We start from the raw sequence: 22,376 nt of genomic DNA, 5'->3' as shown, positions 1-22,376 counted from the left end.
GAGTTCGTTGGTCACCCCGTGTCCCGGGTCGATCGCCTTCCCCGAACGCGCGCCGGCGATCTCCTCGACCTCCGAGGTGAGCGCCGTGCGTCCGGCGGCGTCGAGCGCGGTCTCCGTCCCGTTCAGCAGTCGGCGCCGGCAGCGTGCCAGCACGGTCTCGGGGGCACCCTTGACGCTGAGCAGGGTGGCGCCGGCGGTGCGGCCGGTGGTGGCGTGGTAGGCACGGGAGGGGTCGAACGGCAGGGTGCCGGTGCGCCGCCAGCGGGGCGCCCCGCGGCCGACCGAGACCCGTGCCCGGCGGGCCCCGGCGTCGACCGCCCGGTCGGTCTGGTGGGCCATCGGCTCGGACTGCCGGGCGGCCGGGGTGGCCCGCAGCGCGGCGGCCAGGACCGCCTTGTGCCGCAGTCCGAGCCGGGCGAGGGGGACGGTCCGCTCCCCGTCGCTGACCGCGGCGAGCTGGAGATCGCCCTCGGTGAGGGTCCCGGTCTTGTCGAAGCACAGCACTTCGGCCCGGCCCAGCGCCTCGATGGTGCGGGGGTTGCGCACCAGCGCACCGTGCTCGGCCAGGCGGCGCGCGGAGGCCAGCTGAGCCGCGTTGACCAGGAACGGCAGCCCTTCGGGGACCGAGGCGACAGCGAGGTTCACCGCCGAGGCCAGGCTCTCGGCGAGGGGTCGCCCGTGCAGCAGCCCCGCTCCGGCCACCGCCACCGCCGAGGCCGTCGCCACGGGCAGGCTGGCCTTGGTCAGTGACGACAGACGCGCCTCGACGCCGGTCGCCGGTGCGGCCTCCCGCGCGGTGGCCATGGTGCGCCCGGCCTCGGTGGCCGTTCCGGTGGCCACGACCACGGCGACGGCTTCCCCGGCCGAGACGGTCGTGCCCTCGTAGAGCATGGAGCGGCGCTCGGTCAGATGCGAGGCGACCACCGGCGCCGGGTCCTTGGCCGCGGGCAGCGACTCGCCGGTCAGCGACGACTCGTCGACCTCAAGGCCCTCGGCCTCCAGCACACGGCAGTCGGCGGGCACCACGTCCTCGGGCCTGAGCAGGATGATGTCTCCCGGCACCAGGTCCTCCGCCGTGACCAGCCGCTCGGCGCCCCCGCGCCGCACCCGCGCCCCGACCGCGGAGCGCGCGGTCAGTTCGGCGAGGGCGCGCTCGGTGCCCACCCGCTGGACGCCGCCGACCAGCGCCGAGGTGGCGGTGACGAAGGCGACCAGCGCGGCGTCCGCCCGGGATCCCACGGCGGCGGCCAGGGCCGCCCCGCCGGCGAGCACCGGTGTCAGCGGGTTCGCCAGTTCGTCGACGAACGCCGAGAGCAAGGTGGTACGCGGCGCCGCGCCCGTCCTGCCGGGGTCCCTGGCCCGGGCGGCGGCCTCCTCTGCGGAGAGCCCGTCGACACGGGTGCACAGCCGTTCCAGGACCCGGTGCGGCGGCATCAGGTGCCAGGGGACGGTCTCCGCGGACGGAGTGACGGGGCGTGCGCACAGGTGCCGGGCCCGCCAGACGCCCAGACAGAACGCGATGCCGCCGGCGGTGTTGCACGCCGCCTGCCCGCGCGAGCATGCCTCGGCGGCCGGCGCCCGCATCGCGGCGACCGCGCCGATGCCGCTGCCGCTCGCGGCCAGCAACGCGCTGTCCCGGTCGACCTGGCGGGCCACGCCGGCACCCGCCAGGACCAGCGCGACCGAGTCCAGATCGCTGCCGACCAGCAGGTGGGCCCCCCAGGGCGGCGGCTGCTCCTCCCGGTGGACCCCGATGCCGCAGTCGGACGCTCCCAGCGCACGGCGGTTCCCTGACACGAGCAGCACCACGGCGCCCTCCGCCTGCAGCGCGCGCACCGACGCCACCAGCCGGCCCCCCGCGGGCACCATCGCGTCGACGAAGCCGAGCTGCGGGTCGGGCTGGTCGCTGGCGAGGACCACACGGATACCCGAACGGCGGGCCGCCGCCGCGAGGGCCTGCGCGCCCGGGAGTGTCCGCATCGCCACCCCCGCCACGGCCACCAGGCTCCGCCGGAAGGCGAGGCCCAGCACCAGTTCGCTGCCGTGTCGCCGCAGCCGGTCCGCCGCACCGCGCCCGGTCGGACCGGTGAGGTCGAGGTCCTCCAGCGGGCCGAGCACCCAGCCCTCGCCGTCGTGGTGGACGCGGTCGGGCGCGGCCGGGTCGAAGAGGGCGAAGAGCGGGTCGGAGACCTGTGCGATCGGGGCGTCGCCGAGCACCGTCAGGTCGGTCAGTTCGTACCGGCCGCTGCGCAGCGCCTCCGCGTCCAGGAGCACGGTGTCCACCTGGCCCAGGCGTCGCAGCGCGCCGCTGTCCATGGCCACGACGCCGCGCAGCGCGAGGTACCGGCCGAGGCTGGTGGCGAATCCCTCCCGTCCGGCTTCGGGCGCCTTCGGCATGCCCGCCAAGGCGACCGCCAGCGCGCGCCGCGGTCCCGCCTGGGGGGTGGCCAGGGCGCCGACGGCGGCGCCGGCCCGCATGGCCCGCTCGGCGTAACGCGCCGTCACGTCCTTATGCGCCTGCGGGCGTTCCACCACGATCGGCTCGGCACGGGCGTCGTGCGGCCCCCGCACCAGCCGCGGCTCTGCCTCCGCCCACGCCTCCAGGGCCGCGTTCGCCTCCCGCCACTGCGCGACGCGCTGCACGGCGTCGAGCACCAGCCCTCCCCCGCGTGTGGCCACGCCCTGAACGATCGCGTTGAGCATCGGGACCACGGAACCGGGACGCTCGTGATCCGTGCGGCCCGATGTCGTCAGCCTGCGCAGCCAGGGGTGGAACTGGACGGCGGTGACCAGCGCCCCCGCCTCGGCCGGCAGCGGCGTCCACGGCGACAGCCGCGTGGCCACCGAGAGGAACAGCCCCGTGATGTCCGCCGCCAGCACCGGGAGCGCCGGCCGTCTGCGCGGCGCCTCACACGGATGATGCGGCTCCGGGCACCATGCGTCGTAGGGTCCGTTTCCGCCCTCCTCCACGCCGGCTGCCTCGTGGGCCTCCACGTGGGCGATGATCCGGATCAGCTCCTGCAGCGGTGGCGGCGGCGAGGCCAGTTCCACGACGACCCGCTCCGCCGGGGCGTTCACCCGTGCCCACAGCACGCCGGGATGCTCTTCGAGTGCGCGCTCCACGGTGCGGATCAGCCATGTGCCGCGGGGGCCCTGCACCCCTCGCACCTCGATGTGGCAGCGTCCCGGGCGCGTCCACACGTCCCGCCGCCGGAATCCGAACAGCGTGGCGGTCACGTCCGCGGCCCCGTGCACTCCCGCGGCCACACCACCCGCCAGGCCCCCGGCCAGGGGGCCCAGCAGGGGCAAGTTTGCCATCGACACAGGCGACATCCGCCTGCCACCTCCCGAGCAGCCCGATCCCTCGTCCTCGTCCGGATCCGATCATGACCCGGCTCGGCTGCTCCCGCCCGGCGGGCTGATCCGAACGGCTTCCCGGCTCGCCGCCCCGCTGCGCCACGGGTAGCGTCTGCGGTGCCGAGGGGGGTGAAGTCCGGGACCCAGGAACGGATGTGAACCGTGACCACGCCGAAGACCGCCGGGAAACGCCCGGGTACGAGGGGTACGAAGACGCCGCGCCCCGCCGCCTCCACGACGCGGACCGGGCAGCGATCCGGCCGCGGGTCGGCCGTGATGAGCACGGCCAAGAGCACGACCAGGAGCACGGCGAAGAAACCGGCGAAGAAGCCGCCGGCGAAGGCTATGACGAAGCCGACCGCGAAAGCGGTGAGGAAGCCCGCCGGCGAACCGGCCGCCGGGAGGAAACCGGCCGCCGTGTCCGGCGCACGCACGGTCAGCATCACCGTCCCGGGGCTCGGCGGGGCCGTCACCCGGGTCGTCGGCGCCGTTTCGGTCCCCATGGCCGCCGCCCGTCGCGCGCTGCCCGCCGAACGCGGCCTGCCCCTGTACGCCGGACTCGGCGCACTGGCCGTCGCGGGCGCCCTCGAGTGGCCGGTGGCCCTGGGCCTCGGCATCGGCTACGCCGCGCTCCGGCGGGGCGGCTCGCCGACACCCCCCTCGGCCTCCTCCTGAGAATCTGGGAGAACGTCAGCGCGAAAGTCACAATTATGTATCGGACATATCGCGCTTCAATCTTCACATGAGGCACACACGTTGGCTAGGTTGACCGGCGGGCAGCACGACTCGCTCCGGCGAACCTCGCCGGGTCGCGCGGCCTCCGCCGATCCGTGGCACCCGGACTGCCCGGCAGAGCAAGGCCGTTGGGCACGCCTTCGGAAGCCTCTGCCCGCGCCAGGCAGCCGTCCCGGCAGGCGGAGCACGGAAGGAGCACGTTCCCATGGCGCCGGAGCAGACCCCGCACTCGGACGGACCGAGTCGCGCCGAGGTCCGGCGGCGGATCCACTCCCTCTACGACCAGGCCGAGACCGCCACCGGGAACTACAACGCGACCCGCGCGATGACGACGGGCACGCGGGGGCGCGGGGGCGCTGCGCGCAGCGGAGGACGCAGGAGTCCCGATCCCACCCTCGACAGCGTCGCCCGGCAGTGGTTCGACGCGGCGCGCTCCACGCTGGGCCCGACGGTTCCGGCGCTGCTGCCCTCGGACAGGATGCCCGACCGCCCGGCGGTCGCCCGGCCCACCAGCCCGGCGAAGCGGCCGGGTGGCGACGTCAGCGGCCGGGAGTTGGAGGCGGCCGGGCGTCCCGTCCGGGAGCTGACCAGCGGGCCGACCGCCGGGGCGGCCGCCGCTCCCCGGGCCGAGCTGATCGCCCTGCTCCTGGCCGCCTTGCCTGCCGCCGCCTCCGAAAGGCAGCCGGAGACCCCCAAGGCCCTGCCGGCCCCGGCCGCCGCTCCCACCGCCGCCGCGCGGACCTCACCCGTGCGGACGTCGAAGGAGCAGAGCCAGCGGAAACTGTTCGCGGCACGTGAGGTACTGGCCCGGGGCACCGCACGGCGCGGCACGCCGCTCGCGGCGATCGAGGCTCGGCAGGCGGCCTGGCTGCCCCAATCCCCCACCCCCTCCGCCACCGAGCCGATGGGCATGCCCGGCACCGGCCACCCCACCACCGTGGCGGCTCCCTCCGCCGCCGATGCGTATGCCGGCGGAGACGGCGTCCCCCGTACCGAAGCCTTCACCGTCGCCGGATCGCCGGTCGACACCGGGTCATTCACCGTCGCCGGATCGCCGGTCGACACCGGATCGTTCACCGTCACCGGATCGCCGGTCGACACCGGATCGTTCACCGTCACCGGATCGCCGGTCGACACCGGATCGTTCACCGTCACCGGATCGCCGGTCGACACCGGGTCATTCGCCATCACCGGATCACTCCCCGGCACCGCATCGCCGACCGGTACCGCATCACTCACCGGCGCCCGGGCGTTCACCGGCACCGCCCCCTTCGCCGGCAGCGACCCCCTCGCCGGCACCGGCGGTATCCCGGCCCCGGCGTACGACACGAAGGCGGCGAAGGCGCTCGCCTTCGCCCGCGCGCAGATCGGCAGGCCGTGCGTCTGGGGCGCGAGCGGACCCGAGTCGTACGACGCCTCCGGTCTCACCCAGGCCGCCTGGCGGGCCGCGGGAGTCAGCCTCCCGCGCGCCGCGCGGGATCAGGCAGCCGCCGGCACGGCGGTCCCCCTGACCGCCCTGCAACCCGGCGACCTGGTCTTCTTCCAGGACAACGCCGACCACGCCGGTCACGTCGGGCTCTGTGTCGGCAACGGCATGATGATCCACGCTCCGGGCCCCGGGGCGTTCATACGCGAGGAGCCGGTCTTCCACACCGGAACACCGCCGGTTCACGGCGCCGTACGGCCGGTGTGAACCCTCGCCGTCACGCGGGTGGCGCCACTCGACCGCACCCCGGCCGGCCGCGGCGCACGTGCCTCCGGCCCGGACCGGCCCGCGGTCTCCCCCGGGGCGGGTCAGGGACAGCTGACCAGGTTCAAGGGTGACGAGGCGGCCGGTGTCCCGGGGCGGGGCACCGGCGGCGCACGTCAGGCGTTGGGGTCGAAGGCGATGCCGGACGGTTGGGCCTTGGCGAGATGGGAGGCGAAGACACCGTCCTTCAGGCCGAAGTGGGCGCTGCCGAAATCGGCCTGGCTCAGCTTGTCGCGCAGCCCCGGGGGGTAGCCGTTCCAGCCGACGAGTGCCGGGAACGCGACGGCGCTGCCGACGACGAGCGAGGCTCTGCGGAACCGCGAGACCTTGTCGACTGTCACTGCGTCCTCCTGATGGACCGCGGTGGGCGGCGGGGGCATGCCATATTGACATGTTCGGAACAATCTCCCGGACATCCGGCCGGCGCGGCAAGAGCCGGTGTACGCCCCCCTCCTTCCGCCCCCGCGCGGAAGGCCCCCGCGGCTACCGGAAGTCGCAGCCGGGATTCGGCGCGTCCTCGGAGAACGGCGCGCCACCGCGGGACGGCGGCAGACCGGCCACCGCGGGAGTGGCCGGTCTGTCGCATCGGCGGCGGACGGGGCGATGCTGGTGCTCCGAGGTCCGCACGCACGACGGACGGAGAACGCATGACGACGCACAGCCGGACCGGGATCGAGGTGAGGCCCGTCGCGGGCCACATCGGAGCCGAGATCACCGGGGTCGACCTGCGCGACGACCTGGACGACGCCGTGGTGGCCGCGATCCGCACGGCCGTGCTGCGCCGGAAAGTGGTGTTCTTCCGGGAGCAGCACCTGGACCACGCCGCGCACATCGCGTTCGCGCGCCGGTTCGGCGAACCCGTGGCCCCGGCACGGCGCGGCAGCGTGTCGCCGCGGGAGTACCCGGAGGTCGAGACGACGGCCGACCGCCTGGAACTGGGCGGGCGTTACGGCATGGACCACGACGAGTGGCTGCGGCGCAGGCGCCACTCGCCGTTGCGGGGCTGGCACTGCGACCACGGCGCCCGCGTCGATCCGCCCGCGGCCACGATCCTGCGCGCCGAGTCCGTGCCCCCGTACGGCGGGGACACCCAGTGGTCGAATCTGGCGGCCGCCTACGCCGGACTGTCCGCGCCCGTACGGAACTTCGCCGACGGTCTGCGCGCCGAACACCGGCTGGGCGTCGGCTACCAGGCCCGGCCGGGAGACGACGCCTATCTGCGTCATCTGCTGGATCACCAGGTGGCCACGGAGCACCCGCTCGTACGGGTGCACCCCGAGACGGGCGAACGAGTGCTCTTCGTCAACGGCTACTACGTCGAGCAGATCCTCGGCCTCTCGCGCGCCGAGAGCGCGCACATCCTGCAGATGCTCCTGGAGCAGGCCACGCGCCCCGAGTACACGGTCCGGTTCCGCTGGGAGGCCGGCAGTGTCGCCTTCTGGGACAACCGGTCCACCGTCCATCTCGCCCCCGGCGACCTCGTCGCCCCCGGGCATCCCCGGATCATGCACCGCGTGATGCTCTCCGGGGACATCCCGGTGGGCCCGGACGGCACGCCGTCCGCACCGATCACCGGCCCGGAGCCCGGCCGCTGGTGACACGGCGCCCGGCGCCCGGCCCGCACCGCCCGGCGGCGACGGTCTACCACGCTGCCGAGGCATGCCGCACGCAGCGCGTACGGTGCCCGCCGGAACGTTCCCGCTGACCAGCGCGGACGCCATGACGGCGTTTCTCGAAGGTTCCTTGCCGGTTTCCGGCGCGTCCGGCGGCAACCTCGGCTACATTCGAGCCCCGCCGATCCTGCACCCATCGGCGACGTCGCAGGACAGCACGGGGAGCGGCGCATGCGCGACTTCGGGAACGGCCGGCCGACCGCCCCGGTCTTGTCGGAGGGACCTGTCATGACGGGAGGGCTCGCCGACAGCGTCTTCGACACGGCGAACCGGGCCCCCGACCTGCCGCAGATCGCCCGGCGCACCGACCCTGCGGGGATGACCTGGGCCCCCGTGACGGCGAGGCAGTTGCGGGACCAGGTGGTCGATCTGGCCAGGGGCCTGATCGCCTCGGCCATCCGCCCCGGCAACCGCGTGGCCGTCATGGCGCGCACCCGGTACGAGTGGACCGTTCTCAGCTGCGCCCTGTGGGCGATCGGCGCCGAGGTCGTGCCGATCCATCCGACGTCCTCGCACGAGCAGGTCGAATGGATCCTCAGGGACGCGAGCTGCGTCGCCGTGGTCGTCGAGGACGAACAGGCGATCATGACCGTCGGATCGGTGTGCGCCTCGCTTCCCCTGCTGCGCCACGTCTGGCAGTTGGACACCGGTGCGCTGGACGAACTCGTGGAGCGCGGCCGCCCGGTGCCGGCCACGACCGTCGACTCGCTGCGCCGGATCGTGCTGCCGGACTCGACCGCGGTGGTCGCCTACACCTCCGGCACCTCGGGGCACCCCCGCGGGTGCGCGCTCAGCCACCGCAACCTGGCCACCCCCTGCGACACGCTGCTGGCCGGCTGGGCACACACCGTGGCACCGCCCGGTGTGCAGCCCGCCGTCCTCGCCTTCCTGCCCTTCTCGCACGTGTACGGGCTGATGATCCAGCAGGTGTGCCTGCGGGGCGGGTTCCTCATGGGCCACGAACCCGAACTGAACGCGGAGGCCCTGGCATCGGCGTTACTGACGTTCCGTCCGACGTACCTGTACGCGGTCCCGTACGTGCTCGAGAAGCTCTACAAGAAGTTCCTCCGCGCGGCCCAACAGGCCGGCCGCGGAGCCCTGTTCGAACGGGCGGTGCGCACTGCGCAGGACTACGCCCTGGCGGTCGAGCGGCAGCGGCTGGGCGCCGGTCCCGGCCCCGGCTTCGACCTGAAGCTGCAGCACACCCTGTACGACCGGGCCGTGTACCGGAAGCTGCGCGCCGCGCTGGGCGGAAGGGTGTACGGGGCGGTGTCCGGCGGATCGCCGCTGCACCGTGAACTCGGCCTGTTCTACGCGGGGATCGGAATACCGGTCAACGACGGGTACGGGCTCACCGAGACCAGCGGGGGCGTCACCGTGCACCCGGCGGGCCGGGAGAAGTCCGGCACCGTGGGGCGCCCCCTGCCGGGCATCGACGTGCGGGTGGCCGAGGACGGCGAGATCCTGGTGCGCGGGCCGTCGGTGTTCCAGGGATACGTCAACGACGAGCACGCCACGGACATGGCGCTGCGCGACGGCTGGCTGGCCACAGGCGACATCGGGCAGTTCGACTCCGAGGGATATCTGACCATCACGGGCCGCAAGAAGGACATCATCGTCACGAGTGGCGGCAAGAGCGTGGCCCCGGCGGCGCTGGAGGAGCGGCTGCGGGTCCATCCGCTCATCCAGCAGGCGGTGGTCGTGGGCGACAACCGGCCCTGCGTGGGCGCCCTGATCACCCTGGACCCGGAGTTCCTGGCCCACTGGCGCGGCCTCCTGTTCGCACAGGGGGACACGCCGGGGCGGGATGCGCGCGAGGAGAACGCGCTGCGGCAGGAGGTCGCGCGGGCCGTCGCCGCGGCCAACACCACGGTGTCGCGGTCCGAGTCCATCCGGGTCTTCCGCGTCCTGCCCGAGCCCTTCGACGTCACCAACGGACTGCTGACGCCGTCGATGAAACTGCGCAGGGACGCCATCACGCGCCGGTACGCGGTGGAGATCGACGCCATGTACCAGTCCTCCGCGCGCATTCCCCGGGAGCGCAGGTCGGAGGAGCTGCCGACCTGGGACGACTCGGACGACGTGTTCCGGCGCGCGCGGTGAGGTCCGGGCGGACCCGCTCCCGCGGATCGACGTCCGTGATCCGGTCCGCCTGTTGACGCGGAGGCCGCCGGGGTGCGGTGATGCTCCCGGCACGACGGCCCACCGTGAGGCGAGGACGGTCCATCGATGGCTCTGCGGATCAGCGCGACCAACCCGGAGCATCCCGCGCTCCTGCTCGACCTGCCCTGGCAACTGCCCCTTGAGGAGTGGCCGGAGCACCATCTGGTGCCACTGCCGCGCGGCATCTCCCGGCACGTGGTGCGCTACGCGCGCGCCGGCGCGGAGGTGGTGGCGGTCAAGGAACTCGCCGAGCGGCCCGCGGTACGGGAGTTCGAGCTGCTGCGGGACCTGGACCGGCTGGGGATCCCGGCCGTGGATGCGCTCGCCGTGGTCACCGGGCGCACCGGCCCCGGCGGTGAATCCCTCGAACCGGTGCTGATCACCCGGCATCTGGGCGGCTCCATGCCCTACCGCTCGATGTTCGAGACGACGCTGCGGCCCGCCACCATGCACCGGCTGATGGACGCGCTCGCGGTGCTCCTGGTCCGCCTGCATCTCGCGGGGTTCGCCTGGGGCGACTGCTCGCTGTCCAACACGCTGTTCCGGCGGGACGCGGGCGCCTACGCCGCATACCTCGTGGACGCCGAGACGGGGGAGCTGCATGCCCGCCTGAGCACCGGGCAGCGGGAGTACGACCTCGATCTGGCGCGCGTCAACATCAGCGGCGAACTGCTCGACCTGGAGGCGTCCGGGGCGCTGCACCCGTCCGTGGATCCCATCACGTTCGGCACCGAGATCTGCGACCGTTACAGCGGTCTGTGGCAGGAGCTGACCCGCACGTCCGTGTATCCGGCGGGCAAGTACCACTACATCGACCGCCGCATCCGCCGGCTCAACGACCTCGGGTTCGACGTGGCGGAGATGCAGATCGCGCGCTCGTCCAGCGGTGACACCGTCACCTTCGTGCCGAAGGTCGTCGACGCCGGCCACCACCAGCGGCAATTGCTCAGGCTGGCGGGACTGGACGCCGAGGAGAACCAGGCCCGGCGGCTGCTGAACGACCTGGAGAGCTGGATGGCCACCCAGGAGGACTACGTGCCCGGCGACCCCCTCGCCGCCCGGCCCGAGGTCCTCGCCCACCGCTGGGTGCGGGACGTGTTCCGGCCCACCGTGCGTGCCGTGCCCCGTGAACTGCGCGGCTCGATGGATCCCGCCGAGCTGTACCACGAACTGCTCGAACACCGCTGGTACCTGTCCGAGCGCGCCCAGCACGACATCGGTCTGGACACGGCCGTCCGGGACTACATCACCACCGTCCTGCCGAAGGCCCGCGCGACGCCGGCCGACCCCCACGACGAGGACGATCCCCTACCGCCGCGGGTGTGAACGCTCCGGCGGTCCTGCCTCTGACGCCGCCGGACGGCGTTGCGAAGATGGCGTTCGAGGACCGGCTGGACGTCGAGAGGCAGGAGACCCCCATGACCGCCACCCGTGGAACATCCGTGGACATCCCCACCAGGGACGGCACGGCCGACGCCTACCTGACCCACCCGGACGACCACAGGCCCCACCCCGCGGTCCTGCTCTACATGGACGCCTTCGGGCTGCGCCCGGGCCTGAGAGCCATGGCCGACCGCCTCGCCGGCAACGGCTACACGGTCCTCGTGCCCAATGCGTTCTACCGGCAAGGGCGGGCGCCCGTGGTCGAGTTGCCGGACTTCATCGACACGTCCGCGCGTCCGGAGCTCTTCCAGCGGATCACACCGCTCATCCGTTCGCTCACTCCGGATCCGGCCGAGCGGGACGCCGAGGCCTTTCTGCGGTGGCTCGCCGGCTGCCCGCAGGCCGCCGACGGGCCGGTGGGCGTGATCGGCTACTGCATGGGCGCCCGGCTGGCCCTGCGCGCCGCCGGCTCCCACCCGGAGCGGGTCGCCGCGCTCGCCGGCTTCCACGGCGGAGCTCTGGCGACCGACACGCCCGACAGCCCCCACCTGGTCGCCGGCCGCATCACCGCGGAGGTCTACTTCGGCCACGCCGACCAGGACCGCTCGCTGCCGCCCGAGCAGATCGAGCGGTTGGAGAAGGCCCTCACCGAAGCGGGTGTCCGCCACCGGACCGAGGTCTACCCGGGGGCGCAGCACGGCTTCACCCAGGCCGACACCTCCAGCTACCACCCGGAGGCGGCGGAACGCCACTGGAGGGAACTGCTGGCACTCTTGGACCGTGCCCTGTGAGCACCACGGGACCGCACCGGGCACGGCACGGGACGGGGCACACCGCGGAGAGGGCCAGATCCTTCCCGCGAGGACCGGCCCTGCTGCCCCGGCCGCCCTCCGGGGGCGCCCGGGGCAGCAGGGCGGACACCGCGCTGGTGCGCCACCGGGACGCGACCGGCCCGGCGCGGTGCGGCCCCGCCCACCGCACGGCGCGCCGCCCCGTCCCGGTGGCCGTCCTCGGGTCAGGCGGGCGGCACCACGGCCACCGGGCACGGTGCGTGGTGGACCAGGGCGTGCACCACCGAGCCGATGCGCGCGCCGACGGCCGAGCGGTGGGCGCGGCGCCCCACGACCACCAGCTGGGCGTCACCGGTCACGGACAGCAGCACCTGGGCCGCGCTGCCCATCTCCACGTGCTCGCTCACCCGCACGTCGGGGTAGCGCTCCCGCCAGGGCCGCAGCGCCGCGTCGAGCGCCTTCTTCTCGTAGGGCTCCAGACCGCCGGCCTCGTCGAGCAGCTTCAGCGAGGCGGGGCTGTAGGCGAACACCGGCGGCAGGCTCCAGGCTCGTACGACCCGTACGGCCGCTCCCCTGGCCGCCGCCGTCGCGAACGCGAACCCGAGCGCGGGCGCGCTGTCATCCGGTTCCCCGTGCTGGCCCACGACGATCTCGCGGCCCGCCGCCTCGGCCGCCGGCCGGTCGTCGGAGCGGACCAGCACCACCGGCCGGACGGACTCGGCGATCACCTGCTGGCCCACGGAGCCCAGCAGGAAGCCCACCACCGCTCCGTGCCCGCGCGAGCCCAGCACCATCAGCTCGGCCTCGGCCGACTCGGCGACCAGTGCCTCCACGGGCGGGGCCTGGAGGGCCTCGGCGGCCACGGTCAGTCCCGGATGGCGGTCGGTGAGGACCCGCTCGGCCTCGCGCGCCACCTCCCGCGCCCACTGACCCTGCGTCTCGCGGTCGGCGTCGAGAGGGACGTCATAGGACTGCCACTGCCACGCGTGCACGATCCGCAGCGGCAGCCCCCGGCGCACGGCCTCGCGGCCCGCCCAGGCCGCGGCGGCGACGCTCTCCGGTGATCCGTCCACTCCCACGGTGATCGGGCGGGTCATTCGGTTCCTCCCAGTGCATGATCCGGCTTCCCACGCTACCGGGCCGGGCGGTCCCCGGTTCCCGGTTCCCGAGCGAAGCGGAGAGATCGAACATACGATGGCCGGGACGCCGAGGAGCTCGAGGTGGGAGACTTGATGGCACAGGCTGCGGGCACGGCGGCACGGACCGTCATCCTGACCGTGGACGACGACCCGGGCGTGTCCCGTGCCGGAGTCCGGGCCGCAACTCGCTCCCCCGGCCAGCCGTCCCGCCGACCAGCCCACGCCGGGGCCGGCGGGCCGGGTACCGGCCGACTGGGCGGACATGCTCGGCTAGGGGGTGTTTCGGAAGTCCCGCACAGCACCCACGGTGCCCGGCACGCTCCCCCAGGCTCTTCGAGCAGGGGGCGCCCCCTCTCGCCGCACCGGCCGAAACCCCGAGTACGTCCAGTACGAGGGCTTTCGTCCGGCACGCCGAGAGCACGCACCGGACACCGCGGGCACCGCACAGGACTTTCGAAACACCCCCTAGAAGGCCGGCGGCGGTAGTCGGCTTGCCAGCCCAGGTCGGTGGCGGCCTGCTGGCGGGCGGCTGCTTGCAGCGCTCGGTTCCTGGTCGGGCACGTGGCCCAGCAGATGCAGCGCATCGGTGACCAGGGCGTCGACGCGTTCGGCGCGGGCTTTCGCGTAGTTCCAGACGATGCGGGGTTTGCCGGGATCGGTGCCGTCGTGGGCGGCCCGCCCGGCCCAAGCCCCCATCACCACAGAGACGAGTGGATGATCATTGGGTCCGACATCGAGGGGTGCCATGCGATTTGCCGACGGTCCGAGTGTGCACTGCGATGTTCATGTCGAGGCAGCCGTGCCGCGGGTCTGGGAGCTGGTGACCGACATTCGCCTGCCCGCCCGGTTCGGCCCTGAACTGCAGCGCGTCGCTTGGCTCGACGGCGCGGACCGGCCCCTGGTGGGAAGGTGCTTCGAGGGCTACAACCATCACCCGCAACTCGGCGAGTGGCGGACCGTCTCCCATGTGGTCGAGCTTGACGAGCAACGGGTGTTCGCCTGGGCCGTCACGGATGCGGACGGCCGATACGGAGAACCGACGCTGGATCCGGCGAAGTCCATGGCGACCTGGCGCTACGAACTCACAGCCGAGGGAGAGGGCACCCGGCTGCGGCAGTCGGCCCTCATCGGACCGGGCCGCAGCGGAGTCACGCTGGCCCTCGGTCGCTGGCCGGACCGAGAGGAAGAGATCATTGCCTTCCGGATGAAGGAACTGCGCGCCGGGATGGAGGCCACCCTTCGCGGCATCAAGACGCTGGCTCAGGAAGGCATCTGAGGTTCTGTTGCGAGGGAGCACCCGAGCGGCGTTTCCTGCGGTTGCGGGCCTGGCCGGCTTTGTCCGGGATGGTGCGGCGGATGCCGCGCCGTCGTAGGTGAGCATGGTTCTCGCGGGAGACGTACGCCCCGTCCGCGCCACCCGGGTTGGCCGGATGCCGGGTCGGCCCGGCCCGGCATCCGGCCAACCCGGGTGCGGCCCAAGACAGCCTCGAACTGCGGGGGGTCGCCGCGCTGTCCGGCTCCGGTGTCGACCGTCATGCGCTTTTGCCGCTGTTCGACAGAGGGGTACCGCCGGGCGGTTCCCTCCGCAGGTCCCCCTTTTCCGGGACCGGTGGCGTGCTGGTGAGCACCGCCGAGGGCGGAGTCCACATCGATCCCTGGGTGCCGGGGCGAGCGGGGCGATGACCATTGATCAACGCGACCGGGCTTCGTACCATCTTCTGATGGGACATGATGATCTTCCGACTCTTGAACTCGCCTTTCCTGGTCCGGAACGTGATCGAGGCGTCGCAGCGATCTTGAGCGGACAGAAGACCGCGCTCACGGGTCTCCTGGAGTTGTACGAGCACGCCGGAGAGGCGGTGCCGCAGCCCGGCCAGCGGTTCTCGGTGCTCGATTCCGAGGGTCGTCCGGCCGTCACGATCGAGCTCGTCGACGTACGGGTCGTTCCCATGAAGGAGATCGACGACGACTTCGCGCGAGCCGAAGGACGTGGCTACTCCGACGTCGCACAGTGGCGGGCAGCCCACGAAGAGTTCTTCCGGAGCGATGGCGTGAGCGAGTTCTTGGGTGGTACCCCCGTCATCGACGATGACACTCTCGTCGTCGCCGAACGTTTTCGGGTGGTCGAGCCCGGCGCACGGCGTGATCGCTGACCGCATCCGACTCGATTCAGCTTCTGTCCCGCTCGACCGCGAGGTGCGGCTTGGTGCGGTCAGCCTGGCCCAGCACGCTGCGGCAGTGCGCCCAGGCCGGCTCGGACAGCAGCGGCCGCCATCGCGTCAACAGGTCGCGCAGGTCCGCCCCGTAGCGGGTGCGGACTTCTGGGCTGACTGCGGCGATGTCCAGTTCGTTGGCGGCGGTGAGTTCGGCGAAGTCCCGGCGTGTTTCGAGGCTTGGATGCATCCGTGCACCGGTGAACCGGTCGACGAACGTGCCTCGGTCATCGGTGAGCCCCTGGTAAGAGGCTTTGCGGTCGCAGGAGGCATAGAAGTAGACGAGTGCTTCGGCCTCGACGCCGATCGCCTCGACCAGTTCCGCCCTGCGCCCAAGGTCCAACAGCGCGACCGGGAACCCGTCCGTCCCGTAGAACGCGTGGCAGAGCCCGGCCGACACCAGCGCCGGGCGGGCACCCCAGGAGGCGAGGAGGGCGCTGACTCGTTGCAGGTGCGCCAGCAGTGTCCCGCCGGGGTGCTCGATCCGTTCGGCTCCGGCCGCCTGCAAGATCGTCAGCGCTTCTGCGGTCATCTCGACATCACCCGTCCGAACGATCGTCGTCTGGTCTGAGGCATTCGTGATCGTAGGACAGAAGACTGCCGCGCTGCGCTTCCTCCGGCGATACCGCGTCTTCGCAGGCAGGCCCGATCGAGGCGTCAGTCGTACGCCTTGTCGGTCCGTGCCCGGTCCGGCGTACGGCGGGGCCGCCCGGAACCGATCCGGTGGTCGTGTCCCGCGACGTGGTGCAGGGGATCAAGCGCTGCGCATTCCGCTTCGGGGCCCATGGCGATCTGCGGGGAGGCGCAGCCCACGGAGCCCCCCAGTGGGGCGAGTTGGGCACCCGATCGAGCGGGGACAGCGTGCCTGGCCTGCGCATTCCGGTGTCTTGGTCCCCTACACCACCTGGCGGGACGCCATCGATCCGGTGCCGGGACCGGTACCGGATCGAACCGCGGAGAATCGGCCCCGTTGCCCAGCCGTGATCGGCACCGGCAAAGGCGCACGAACGGGCGGATGCGGGATGCGGCGCCGCGGTGGTGTGGGAGACCCCGTCACCGCCGGGCGTCAGCCCCGCCCCGTCGAGCCGTCCCGGGAGGGGAAGGGAGCCCGGCGACGGCGCAACGGGCCGGCGTGCAGCGGGGTCGTGTGCCAGCGGGCCGTGAAGGTGCCGTCGTCGAGGGCGCAGGTCACGGTGAGGCGGTGCGGTGTCTCCAGGAACAGGACGTCGACGCGCAGGGTGTCCGGGCCGGTCCAGCCGCCGCTCGCCGCAGTGGGGACGGGACCCTCGCCGACGGCCCAGCCGGCCTCCGGAAGGCGAAGGGCGAGACGGTCCTCGTCCTCGACTAGGGTCACCGTCCAGGCTCCGTCCTCCTCGGTGACCTCGGCCGCCGTCAGGGTCGGCTGGTCGCCGCAGCGGCCGCCCCGCGGTGTGAAGCGCGCCCCCGGCCAGGGACCGGGATCCGCTGCGGGGCCGGGACGCGCGGCGACCGGTGGCAGGGCGAGACGGTCGAGGCGGTGCCGGAGTGCCTGGTCCGCGTCGGTGCGGCCGGGGAGGGGGCTGGGGCCCAACGCGGGCAGCAGATGCCGCCACATCGCGTCAAGCAGTTTCTGCATCTGCACCGTCGCCGCGGTGGTCGCGATCACCGCGTCGTGGTCGGGCAGGACGACGCAGAACTGACCGTACGCGCCGTCGCCGCGGAAGCCGTGCCTCGACGCCCAGAACTGCAAGCCGTAGCCCTGCTGCCAGTCCGAGGCGGCGCCCACGGCCGTGCTGTCGGCGGTGGACACGTGCGGGCGCGTCGCCTCCGCCACCCAGGAGGACGGCAGCAGACGCCTTCCCTCCCACACCCCGTCCTGGAGGTAGAGCAGGCCCAGCCGGGCGATCGCGTCCGTGGTGGCGTGCAGTCCGCTGAACCCCAGGTCGCGGCCGCGTGGATGCTGGATCCAGGCGACCTCGCCGATGCCGAGCGGATCGAGGAGCCTCGGGCGCAGATACTCGGTCAGCGACTGGCCGGACAGCCGCTGCACAAGCGCGGCCAGCGTGTAGGTCGCGGGCTGGTTGTAGGCGAAGACCGAGCCGGGGTCACGGTCCGGCGGGATCAGCAGGAACCCCCGTACGGGCTCCGCACGGTCCAGCCGGAACGCCTCGTCCGCGGTGTCGGTGAGGTGCCCGCTGGCCATGGACGCGATGTGGCGCACCCGCATGGCGCGGCTGCGCGGGTCGGTGATGTCCGCCGCGAACTCCGGGAAGTAGGACAGCACGGGCGCGTCGAGGTCGAGAAGGCCCTCGGCGACGGCCAGTCCGGCGGCCGTGGAGGTGAAGCTCTTGCTGAGGGAGTACAGCAGTTGGGGGCGCTCGGCGGTGTAGGGCGCCCACCAGCCGGAGGCCACCAGGCGGCCATGGCGCACGATCATGAGGCTGTGCGGTTCGATGTCCGGCGCCGCCTCGACCGTGTCGAGGAACGCCTCGATCCCGCGGGCGTCGACGCCTTGCTCGGCGGGCGTGCTGACGGGCAGCGGGCGGGCGCTCATGCGGCGGGCCTCCAGAACGGGTTCGGGGCGGTGGTGAGGCACCGCCCCACCGTCTGCGTGCATCCGCCATCCTCCGCTCCGGCTCACGGCATGTCCATGATCTCAACGGGCGCAATCCGGCCAGTGAGACGCGCCGCCCGGTCTTCGTGCGCCAAGGCCGGGAACCCGCGCTCTATGGTGCATATCGGATACACGATGATGGCCGAACAGGCGGGTCCGCGAGAACTGGTCGACCATGTGGTGCGGGAGGAGGCGGCGGGCTTCGACTTCTCCGTGGCCTCGGACCACTACACGCCCTGGCTGCGGGCCCAGGGGCACTCGCCGTACGCGTGGTGCGTGCTGGGCGCCGCCCAGGCCGCCTCCGGCATCTTGCTGATGACCTACGTGACCTGCCCGACCGTCCGGTACCACCCGGCGGTGGTGGCACAGAAGGCCGCCACGGTGCAGCTGCTGTCGCAGGGCAGGTTCCCGCTGGGTCTCGGCTCCGGAGAGAACCTCAACGAGCTTGCGGTGGGCGGGGGATGGCCGTCGATCGAGGTGCGGCACGAGATGCTGGAGGAGGCGATCGGCATCATCCGCGGCCTGTTCGGCGGCGGTCATGTCAGCCATCGGGGCAGGCACTTCACCGTGGGCTCCGCACGGCTGTGGGACCTGCCGGACGAGCCGCCGCCGATCGGGGTCGCCGTCTCCGGGAAGCGGTCCTGCGCGCTGGCGGGCCGGCTCGCCGACCTCGTCATCGGAGCCGGCGCCGCCGCGTTGCCCGCGCGGAACGGGTCGCTGGAGGGCGGACCGGGCAGCAGCTCGGCGAACCGCTGTGAGAACTCCCCGCCGCGGCGGCAGCGTTCGCGGAGTCACACGTCGGGGCGGCCACGGAAGGTAACCAACGGTTGCTTACCCGCCGGTTGGGCGGCGGGTAACGTTTTCAGGCCCGTCAGCGCTGAGTTCTGGGCGGAAAACCGAAATCCGCACCGTGGAAACCTCATTTCTTTGAACACCCACCGTCACGCCCTCCGTACCTCCGGGAAACGGTTCGCTGCGAGGGATGACGATGGACGACGGGCAGGTCTCCACACAGGAGTTGATCGCCGGACGATACCGGGCGGTCGAGGCCGTCCACCGGGAGGACGGGCGGACCGTCTGGCTCGGCGAGGACATGGAGTTCCAACGCCCGGTCTCACTGCTCCAGTCGCGGCTCACCCCACTGCAGCCCGAGGTCACCCCGCGCCGCACGATCGCGCGGATCCTGCGCGAGTCGGAGGCCATGGATGCGCTGTGCCCCGGCCTGGTCGCGACCGTGGTGGATGTCGTCGAGGACAGCGGTGTCCTGTGGACCGTGACCGAGCGGATCGAGGGCACCCCCCTCGGGGAGATCCTGGCCCGCGGTCCCCTCAACCATGTGCGGGCGGCCCGCATCGGGCTCGGGATCCTCGACGTGCTGGAGGCCGCCCACCGCCGGGGGGTGACACACGGGGACCTCAGTCCCGGGCAGGTGTTCGTACAGGAGGGCGGCGCGGTCGTCGTGACCGGCTTCGGGCTGATCGGGACGTCCGTCACCCAGCGGGTCACGGCACCCTCGTACGCTGCCCCCGAACAGGCCCGCGGCTCGAGCGCGGGTCCGGCTGCCGACCAGTGGGCACTGGGGGCACTGCTGTACGCGATGGTGGAGGGCCGTCCGCCCTTCCGGGACCGGGGCTCGGCGGAGGCGACGCTGCGCGCCGTGGACCGGCTGCCGTTGCGGTCCCCGGCGAACGCCGGCCCGCTCGCCCCTGCCGTCACCGGACTGCTCCGCCGGGACGCCCTGGAGCGCGTCCCGGAACCCGCGGTACGCGCGTCCTTGACCCGCATCGTCGACGAGGACCTCGACGAACCCACGCAGGAGATGCTTCTGCCGCGCTTCCGGGGCGCGTGGCAGGTCGCCCACCGGGCCGGACGGGCCTGGAGCAGACCGGCCGTGCGACGGTCGGTGCTGGTGGGCGCAGGGCTCGTGGTCGCGGCGTCGTCGGTCGCCGTCCTCGTCACGGCGGGCCGCCCGTCCGGCAACGGCGTGGGTGCATCGGGCGCGGAGCCGTCCCGCTCCGGGGTGCCCTCCCCGGCCGGTTCGCCCGGCGGCACCGACCGCGCGACGCCCCCTCCGCGGCCGGGTCGCACCGCGACCTCCTCCCCGTCCGCGTCGCCGAGCACCCCGCAGGACCCGGCCCCGCTCTTCCGCCGCTATGTCGCGCCGCAGGGCTTCTCCATCGACCTGCCGCGGGGGTGGAAGCCGGTCACCACCGACACGGCGGGCGGGGGCACCTACCGGGTGACGCTCGGCGCGAGCGGCGATCCGCGGAGCCTGGCGGTCACCTACAGCGCGGGCCTGGGTCCCGACCCGGTCGCGGTCTGGAAGTCGCTGGAGCAGGCGCTGGACAGCACGTATGCCGGCTACGAGCGGGTGGGGGACATCCGCCCCGTGACCTACCGGGGCCACCAGGGCGCCGACATGGAGTGGCTGTCCACGGTGAACGGCGTCCGGGTGCACACCTTCGGCCGCGGCTTCCTCGTCGGCGACGGGCACGGCTACTCGCTGCGCTGGACGACGCCCGCCGCCGACGCGCAAAGTCCCGCCAACCGGCAGGCCCTGGCCGAGTTCCTGCGGACCTTCCGGCCGCCGACGGGCTGACGCGCGGCGGCCTCGCGCACCCACCGGACCGCCCGTCACCGCCCCTCTCGCCGGCCCCCGTGCGTCCCGGCGGCCACCGGCCTTCCCGTCGCGCCCGGCCGCCGCCGAACCGCCACCCGGGCGGCGGACGACGGATGGCGGTGTCCGGGCGTGCGGCTCACCGGAGGCCGTCGGGGGTGCGGCGGTCCCTTGTCCGTTGTGCGAGCCACCGGGCGACGGCCTCCGCTATCGGCTGTCCGGTCTCCAGTTCCACGAACCCGAACTGCCCGCCCTGGTTGCACTCCAGGAACCACCACAGGCCCTCCTCGTCCTCGGCGAAGTCGAAGGCGGCGTACGCGAGGCCGGACAGCGCCAGGTACTCGTGGACCGACTTCGCGATACGGTCGGGCACCCCGGCCGACCGCCAGGAGTGCCCGGTGTCGCCGTAGCGGCCGTCGATCTGCCCGAAAGACGCCCTCTTGCGGGCGGCGAACAGCCGGGTGCCGACGGAGGTCAGCCGGATGTCGGCACGCTTGGGGATGTAACGCTGCAGCAGGGCGGGGCCGGCCGCCACCGCGGAGAAGTCGGCGCCGGGGTCCACGAGGGTGGTCGGCAAGGCCAGCGCGGGATCGCCGGGCGGCGGTCCCGAGGCCGACTTCACCACCACCTCGCGGTGCTCCTCGGCGAACTGCTGGGCCAGGCGCGGGGCGGTGGTGACGACGGTCGGCGGCACCGCGAAGCCGCTGAGGTGGGCGATCCGCAACTGCCACGGCTTGTACCGCGCCTGCTCGGCGTTGCGGGGGTGGTTCATCCACCGGGTGGAGGCCGAGTAGAGCATGCCGTACAGGGCCTGGCGCGTCTCGGCGGTCAGCCACGGCGAGGGGTGCGCGGCGTGTGCGGCCGGCTCGCCGGGCCGGCGCACCCACACCGAGCGCAGGCCGCCCATGCTCAGGACGTGCCCGTTCACCGAGAGGTGGCCGTCGAAGTCGCCGTGGGCGTAGTCGGCGGACAGCACCGCCTTGCCGGGAAGGTCGGCGGGGTCCAGGCGCATCACGGGAACGCACCACTCGTGCAGCCTGGCCACCACCATGTCGGCGGTCACGTCCTGCTCCGACGTGAGGATGAGGACCGTCATCCGCGTGCGGGCCGTCAGTCGTCGAAGTGTGTCTGGGAACCGGCGGTGGACGTCGTCGTACCGGCCGCGCGCAGCAGCGCACGATCGCTGACGGCGGGCCGGCCGTCCGGGAGCACGTTCAACTGCCGCAACGCGTCGAAGCGGTACGGCGTCACCATGGCCGGAAGCGCTCGGGGCAGCGCGTAGTTGAGAGTGAACGGTCGCACAGGACACCTCCACGATCGCAGGTTGCCTCTTCGTATCCCTTTACGTCTGCCTCCCGTAAGGAATTCATCACTTTCCGCCACATCAGGGTGAAGGTCATCACATTGCCATGGCCCCGTCCCCGGTCCGGCCGAACGGGTCTCGGCAAGGTGGGTGCGCGGTGTCAGTGCCCTCGGCAACAATGCGGGGGGAAAGATCATCTCGCCCTCGGAGCGGGATGCCCGTTCACCAGCGCCCGAAAGGCTGACCGACGATGACGCGCCCTCGGCTCAGTTCCCGTGCTGCCGAAGTGCTGCGCCTGATCACGGACCAGCGTGTGCCGGTCTTCCTCACGGTCCACGCCAACGGGCGGCGCAGGTACGGGTACTGGCAGCCGGACGGCCGCCCGATGGCGCTGCCCACCGACGAGTGCGACGCGCTCCAGGCGGCCGGCCGGATCGTGCTGGGAGATCCGGTGGTCGACCGGGCCAAGACGACGTACCGGGTGCGGGCCGCCGCCCGTGGAACGCCCGGCACCGCCCGTCCGGCACGCTCGGCCCTGACGGCCTGACCGGCCTGAGCGGCTCACCGGCCGGGCGCCCCGGCCGGGCGTCTCAGCCGGGCGTCCCAGCCGGGCGTCCCTACTGTGCGTCTCAGCCGGGCGTCTCAGCCGGGCGTCCCAG

The 22,376-nt window shown here is 73.1% G+C and carries 17 protein-coding genes and 3 pseudogenes; 12 read left to right on the top strand and 8 right to left on the bottom strand.

The genetic code is table 11. The features are described from left to right. Positions 1-3,318: HAD-IC family P-type ATPase (locus ACFSL4_RS02825; protein WP_381077939.1), on the bottom strand; the 3,318-nt coding region annotated here is incomplete at its 3' end. Positions 3,319-3,774: 456 nt separating this feature from the next. Here ACFSL4_RS02825 and ACFSL4_RS02820 point away from each other — a divergent pair. Then, positions 3,775-4,032, top strand: a complete 258-nt coding sequence (locus ACFSL4_RS02820; RefSeq protein ID WP_381077936.1) for a hypothetical protein — start codon at positions 3,775-3,777, stop codon at positions 4,030-4,032. Positions 4,033-4,297: 265 nt separating this feature from the next. Then, positions 4,298-5,785 carry a C40 family peptidase gene (locus ACFSL4_RS02815; protein ID WP_381077934.1) on the top strand — a complete coding sequence of 496 codons (1,488 nt, stop codon included), beginning with the start codon at positions 4,298-4,300 and terminating at the stop codon, positions 5,783-5,785. A 173-nt stretch (positions 5,786-5,958) separates the two neighbouring features. On the opposite strand, the pseudogene ACFSL4_RS02810 reads toward ACFSL4_RS02815, so the two are convergent. Further along, positions 5,959-6,120 (bottom strand): annotated as a pseudogene (locus tag ACFSL4_RS02810) (NPP1 family protein); the annotation flags it as partial. Between the two features lie 369 nt (positions 6,121-6,489). Here ACFSL4_RS02810 and ACFSL4_RS02805 point away from each other — a divergent pair. The 4 genes from ACFSL4_RS02805 (at position 6,490) to ACFSL4_RS02790 (ending at position 11,852) form a co-directional block, all read left to right on the top strand. Next, positions 6,490-7,440 (top strand): TauD/TfdA dioxygenase family protein, encoded by a 951-nt coding sequence (locus ACFSL4_RS02805; protein ID WP_381077931.1) that lies wholly within the window; start codon positions 6,490-6,492, stop codon positions 7,438-7,440. A 246-nt stretch (positions 7,441-7,686) separates the two neighbouring features. Continuing rightward, positions 7,687-9,618: an AMP-dependent synthetase/ligase gene (locus ACFSL4_RS02800; RefSeq protein ID WP_381077929.1), complete on the top strand. Its 1,932-nt coding sequence runs from the start codon at positions 7,687-7,689 to the stop codon at positions 9,616-9,618. Between the two features lie 126 nt (positions 9,619-9,744). Beyond that, positions 9,745-11,004, top strand: a complete 1,260-nt coding sequence (locus tag ACFSL4_RS02795) for a DUF4032 domain-containing protein (protein ID WP_381077927.1) — start codon at positions 9,745-9,747, stop codon at positions 11,002-11,004. 92 nt (positions 11,005-11,096) lie between these two features. Continuing rightward, positions 11,097-11,852: a dienelactone hydrolase family protein gene (locus tag ACFSL4_RS02790; RefSeq protein WP_381077969.1), complete on the top strand. Its 756-nt coding sequence runs from the start codon at positions 11,097-11,099 to the stop codon at positions 11,850-11,852. A gap of 224 nt (positions 11,853-12,076) precedes the next feature. Here ACFSL4_RS02790 and ACFSL4_RS02785 read toward each other — a convergent pair whose 3' ends face one another. Then, positions 12,077-12,949, bottom strand: a complete 873-nt coding sequence (locus tag ACFSL4_RS02785) for a universal stress protein (RefSeq protein WP_381077925.1) — start codon at positions 12,947-12,949, stop codon at positions 12,077-12,079. 211 nt (positions 12,950-13,160) lie between these two features. Between ACFSL4_RS02785 and ACFSL4_RS37665 the strand changes: the two are divergent. Further along, a pseudogene (locus ACFSL4_RS37665) lies at positions 13,161-13,265 on the top strand (UBP-type zinc finger domain-containing protein); the annotation flags it as partial. Between the two features lie 191 nt (positions 13,266-13,456). Here ACFSL4_RS37665 and ACFSL4_RS02780 read toward each other — a convergent pair. After that, positions 13,457-13,693 (bottom strand): hypothetical protein, encoded by a 237-nt coding sequence (locus ACFSL4_RS02780; protein ID WP_381077972.1) that lies wholly within the window; start codon positions 13,691-13,693, stop codon positions 13,457-13,459. A 43-nt stretch (positions 13,694-13,736) separates the two neighbouring features. Here ACFSL4_RS02780 and ACFSL4_RS02775 point away from each other — a divergent pair, with 43 nt between their 5' ends. Continuing rightward, complete coding sequence (locus ACFSL4_RS02775; RefSeq protein WP_381077922.1) at positions 13,737-14,267, top strand: SRPBCC family protein; 531 nt, start codon at positions 13,737-13,739, stop codon at positions 14,265-14,267. A 445-nt stretch (positions 14,268-14,712) separates the two neighbouring features. Beyond that, the gene (locus ACFSL4_RS02770; RefSeq protein ID WP_381077919.1) at positions 14,713-15,144 is read left to right on the top strand and encodes an ASCH domain-containing protein; all 432 of its coding nucleotides are present in this window, start codon (positions 14,713-14,715) and stop codon (positions 15,142-15,144) included. 16 nt (positions 15,145-15,160) lie between these two features. Here the strand turns inward: ACFSL4_RS02770 and ACFSL4_RS02765 are convergent, their stop codons facing one another. Further along, positions 15,161-15,736, bottom strand: coding sequence for a DUF6817 domain-containing protein (locus ACFSL4_RS02765; protein WP_381077917.1), 576 nt, complete (start codon positions 15,734-15,736; stop codon positions 15,161-15,163). 534 nt (positions 15,737-16,270) lie between these two features. Then, positions 16,271-17,737, bottom strand: coding sequence for a serine hydrolase domain-containing protein (locus ACFSL4_RS02760; protein ID WP_381077966.1), 1,467 nt, complete (start codon positions 17,735-17,737; stop codon positions 16,271-16,273). A 174-nt stretch (positions 17,738-17,911) separates the two neighbouring features. Between ACFSL4_RS02760 and ACFSL4_RS02755 the strand changes: the two are divergent. After that, positions 17,912-18,479, top strand: a pseudogene (locus ACFSL4_RS02755) (TIGR03557 family F420-dependent LLM class oxidoreductase); the annotation flags it as partial. Between the two features lie 300 nt (positions 18,480-18,779). Further along, positions 18,780-20,396 (top strand): protein kinase domain-containing protein, encoded by a 1,617-nt coding sequence (locus ACFSL4_RS02750; RefSeq protein WP_381077914.1) that lies wholly within the window; start codon positions 18,780-18,782, stop codon positions 20,394-20,396. 157 nt (positions 20,397-20,553) lie between these two features. Here ACFSL4_RS02750 and tgmB read toward each other — a convergent pair whose 3' ends face one another. Next, entirely contained in the window at positions 20,554-21,510 is a 957-nt protein-coding gene (gene tgmB / locus ACFSL4_RS02745; RefSeq protein ID WP_381077911.1) for an ATP-grasp ribosomal peptide maturase, read from the bottom strand. Positions 21,511-21,524: 14 nt separating this feature from the next. Then, positions 21,525-21,716 (bottom strand): putative ATP-grasp-modified RiPP, encoded by a 192-nt coding sequence (tgmA, locus tag ACFSL4_RS02740; RefSeq protein WP_381077909.1) that lies wholly within the window; start codon positions 21,714-21,716, stop codon positions 21,525-21,527. Between the two features lie 251 nt (positions 21,717-21,967). Here tgmA and ACFSL4_RS02735 point away from each other — a divergent pair, with 251 nt between their 5' ends. Continuing rightward, positions 21,968-22,264, top strand: coding sequence for a hypothetical protein (locus ACFSL4_RS02735; protein ID WP_381077906.1), 297 nt, complete (start codon positions 21,968-21,970; stop codon positions 22,262-22,264). The last annotated feature ends 112 nt before the right edge of the window (positions 22,265-22,376 follow it).

The sequence above is a fragment of the Streptomyces caeni genome, from assembly GCF_042678285.1.
Lineage (GTDB): Bacteria > Actinomycetota > Actinomycetes > Streptomycetales > Streptomycetaceae > Streptomyces > Streptomyces caeni.
The sequence above is the reverse complement of the archived record's forward strand: the minus strand, read 5'-3'. Positions and strand labels throughout refer to the sequence as shown.